This window comes from Rhodovulum sp. (assembly GCF_011048875.1).
GTDB classification, from domain to species: Bacteria; Pseudomonadota; Alphaproteobacteria; order Rhodobacterales; family Rhodobacteraceae; genus Rhodovulum; species Rhodovulum tesquicola.
The window spans coordinates 1-3405 of sequence record NZ_DSDD01000113.1; the positions used below are offsets into that span (position 1 = coordinate 1).

At 66.1% G+C, this 3405-nt stretch carries 5 protein-coding genes; 4 read left to right on the forward strand and 1 reads right to left on the reverse strand.

Annotated elements, in window-relative coordinates:
- The 4 genes from ENN83_RS03870 to ENN83_RS03885 all read left to right on the forward strand — a co-directional run.
- On the forward strand, positions 1 to 319 hold a 319-nt coding region (locus ENN83_RS03870), incomplete at its 5' end, for a SufD family Fe-S cluster assembly protein (RefSeq protein WP_287184285.1).
- Between the two features lies 1 nt (position 320).
- Positions 321 to 812, forward strand: a complete 492-nt coding sequence (locus tag ENN83_RS03875) for a YIP1 family protein (RefSeq protein WP_287184286.1) — start codon at positions 321 to 323, stop codon at positions 810 to 812.
- 19 nt (positions 813 to 831) lie between these two features.
- Entirely contained in the window at positions 832 to 1434 is a 603-nt protein-coding gene (locus ENN83_RS03880; protein WP_287184287.1) for a YIP1 family protein, read from the forward strand.
- The gene (locus ENN83_RS03885; protein WP_287184288.1) at positions 1427 to 2647 is read left to right on the forward strand and encodes a cysteine desulfurase; all 1221 of its coding nucleotides are present in this window, start codon (positions 1427 to 1429) and stop codon (positions 2645 to 2647) included. Before ENN83_RS03880 ends, ENN83_RS03885 begins: the two co-directional genes overlap by 8 nt.
- A 3-nt stretch (positions 2648 to 2650) precedes the next feature.
- Here ENN83_RS03885 and ENN83_RS03890 read toward each other — a convergent pair.
- Positions 2651 to 3405, reverse strand: a 755-nt coding sequence (locus ENN83_RS03890) for a fused MFS/spermidine synthase (protein WP_287184289.1), incomplete at its 5' end; no start/stop codon positions are given.

The following is a 3405-nucleotide window of genomic DNA, read 5'->3' on the forward strand; positions in this document are numbered from 1 at the left end:
TGTGCAGCCCGGCGCGCAGAAGACCGACGGCTACCAGCTCTCGCAATCGCTGCTGCTGGACGGGGACAGCCAGTTCCTGGTCAAGCCGGAACTGGAAATCCATGCCGACGACGTCGCCTGTTCGCATGGTTCGACCAGCGGGGCCATCGACGAGACGGCGCTGTTCTACCTGCGCTCGCGCGGTGTGCCGCGGGCCGAGGCGATCGACATGATGGTATTGTCGTTCATCGCCGAAGCGGTCGAGGAGATCGAATCGGAGGAGATCCGCGGCGAGATCGTCGAGCGGCTTGCCCTGTGGCTGGCCCGCCACAGGGGGTAGGATGTCGATCATCAAGGAAATCGTGGCGACGTGGCGCAGCCCGCGCGCCGCGCTCCGCCGCCAGTTACAGGCCGGTCAGCGTGAGGACCGCGCGCTGGTCTACCTGATGCTGGCCTGTTTCCTGATCTTCTTGGCGCAATGGCCGCGGCTGATGCGCGAGTCCCTGATGAGCGACGCCGTCCCGCTGGAGGCGTTGCTGGGCGCGGCGCTGTTTGGCTGGATGTTTCTGGCGCCGCTTTTTTTCTATGGCATCGCGGCGTTCAGTCACCTCTTTGCCCGGATGCTGGGCGGCGCGGGCACGTTCTACGGCGCACGTCTGGCACTGTTCTGGACGCTGCTGGTGGTGTCGCCCGCGATCCTTGGCTTTGGTCTTCTGGCAGGATTCCTGGGGGCGGGGGCGATCACGAACCTGATTGCGTCGGTTCTTACGGTTGCGTTCGCGGCGATCTGGTTGTTGTCTCTGGCCGAGGCCGAGAAAAGCGGCCGTGTCTGAGTTTCAGGAAAACCGTTCCATGTCCGACAGCCTCCCCTTCCTGCTCGCGCTTGCGCGCGACACCGTGACCGACCCCCGCGAAGGCGCGCGCCGCATGCTTGCGCTCGACCTGCCGGAGGGCGTGCTGTGGCAGGCGCTGATGGCGGTGGTGGCGGTCAGCGTGCTGCTGACCCGGATTGGCGATTACCTGGTGCCGACACCAATGAACCCGCTGCTGCCGATCTTCGGCGAGAACCCGCTGCTGATCGCGGTGGTGCAGGGCGGGCTTCTGGTGGTGACGGTCTATGCGGTCTACGGCATCGGACGGTTCTTTGGCGGCATCGGCAGCTTTGCGGGTGCGCTGGCGCTAACGGTCTGGCTGCAGGTCATCATGGTGTTGCTGCAGGTGGTGCAGACCGCGAGCCTGCTGATCCTGCCGCCGCTGGCCGGTCTGGTGGGGATGTTCGGTATCGGGCTTTTCTTTTATCTTCTCAGCAATTTCGTGGCTGTTCTTCACGGCTTTTCCTCGGTGCTCAAGACGTTCTTCATGATCCTGGCCTCGATGTTCGCGATCGTGATCGGGATGAGCATCCTGATGTCGTTGCTCGGCATCACCTTTGGCGGAGCGCTTTCGGATGTATGACGTCGAGAAGATCCGCGCGGATTTCCCGATCCTGTCCCGCACCGTGAACGGCAAGCCGCTGGTCTATCTCGACAATGGCGCCTCGGCACAAAAGCCCCGCGCGGTGATCGAGGCGGTGACGCTGGCCTATGCGCAGGAATACGCGAATGTGCATCGGGGCCTGCACACGCTTTCCAATATCGCGACCGAGAAATACGAGGCCGTGCGCGGGATCGTCGCCCGCTTTCTGGGGGCTGCGGACGAGGACGAGATCGTGTTCACCTCGGGCGCGACCGAGGGGATCAACCTTGTCTGCTATGCCTGGGCCGCGCCCCGGTTTGAGGCCGGGGACGAGATCGTTCTGTCGGTGATGGAGCATCACGCCAATATCGTGCCCTGGCATTTCCTGCGCGAACGGCAGGGCGTGGTGCTGAAATGGGTCGATGTGGACGGCGCGGGCAATCTGGATCCGCAGGCGGTGCTTGACGCGATCGGGCCGCGCACCCGGCTGGTTGCCGTCACGCATATGTCGAATGTGCTGGGCACCGTGGTCGATGTGGCCGCCATCGTGCGGGGCGCGCGCGAGCGCGGCGTGCCGGTGCTGGTCGATGGCAGCCAGGCCGCGGTTCACATGCCGGTCGATGTCGATGCGCTGGGGGCGGATTTCTATGTTGTCACGGGGCACAAGCTTTACGGTCCCTCGGGTTCGGGCGCGATCCATATCCGCAAGGAGCGGCTGGCCGAGATGCGGCCCTTCATCGGCGGCGGCGACATGATCCGCGAGGTCCACAAGGACGCGGTGAGCTATGCCGACGCGCCGATGAAGTTCGAGGCGGGCACGCCCGGCATCGTCCAGCAGATCGGCCTCGGCGTGGCGCTCGACTACATGATGGGCATCGGGATGGAGAAGATCGCCGCCCATGAGGCGGAGATCGGCGCCTATGCGATGGCGCGGCTCGGCGGTCTCAACTGGCTGCAGGTGCAGGGCCGGGCCGAGAAGCGGGGCGCGATCTTCTCGTTCACGCTGGACGGCCCGGCGCATCCCCATGACATCTCGACCGTGCTTGACAAGAAGGGCGTGGCGGTCCGGGCGGGCAGTCACTGCGCGGGTCCGCTGATGGATCACCTGGGGCTTTCGGCCACCTGCCGGGCCTCATTCGCGATGTACAACACCCGCGCCGAGGTCGATGTCCTGATCGACGCGCTGGAGCTGTGCCACGACCTGTTCGCCTGAGCCTCAGTCGATCAGCTTGCCCGGCCCCAGCAGCCGGTCGATCGGCGCGTAGTCGTCGGTCAGCACGGGCGGCGCCTGTTCGGACAGCAGCCCCTCGATGAAGCTGTCGTCCAGTGCGCCGAAGCTGCGCGGCTCGGGCACGCGCAGGGTCAGGCCGTGCACCGGGCTTGGCGTCTGCTCGGCCACCAGCGCAAAGACCCGCCGCTCGCCGGGCAGGGGCGGGCGCATCTCGGTCCAGACCTCGACCGCGGGGAACACCTCGCGCAGCGTCGCAACGATGGCGGCCAGTGCGCGCAGCCGGTCGGCATGGTCGATCAGCGTCATCACATAGATGCCATCCTCGACCAGCCGGTCGCGCACCAGTTCGAAGAATTCCCGCGTCACCAGATGCGCGGGCACCGCGATGTCGTGGAACGCGTCGCCAACCACCACGTCGAACCGCGCCTCGGGCCGCCTGTTCAGCGCGCGGCGGGCGTCCTCGTGCAGCACCTCGGTCGTGGCGGGGTCGAACCAGAAATCCCGCGCCGCCGCCTGCGTCACCTGCGGGTCGATCTCGGCCACCGTCACCGAACCCGACGCGCGCGCCGCCCAGATGCGCGGCACCGAATAGCTGCCCCCCCCGATCAAATAGGCGCGAAAGGCCCGGTCCTGCATCCGCATCCGGGTGATCCCGTCCAGCATCGCGGAATGTTCGGTATAGGCCAGCGTCGGGTCGTCGCGGCCCGAAATGCCATGGGCCAGATGATCCAGCACCATAA

Bases quoted from the DNA above. Each gene is read 5' to 3' on its own strand.
- ENN83_RS03880 (WP_287184287.1), top strand. From the start codon at position 832: ATGTCCGACAGCCTCCCCTTCCTGCTCGCGCTTGCGCGCGACACCGTG.
- ENN83_RS03875 (WP_287184286.1), top strand. From the start codon at position 321: ATGTCGATCATCAAGGAAATCGTGGCGACGTGGCGCAGCCCGCGCGCC.
- ENN83_RS03885 (WP_287184288.1), top strand. From the start codon at position 1,427: ATGTATGACGTCGAGAAGATCCGCGCGGATTTCCCGATCCTGTCCCGC.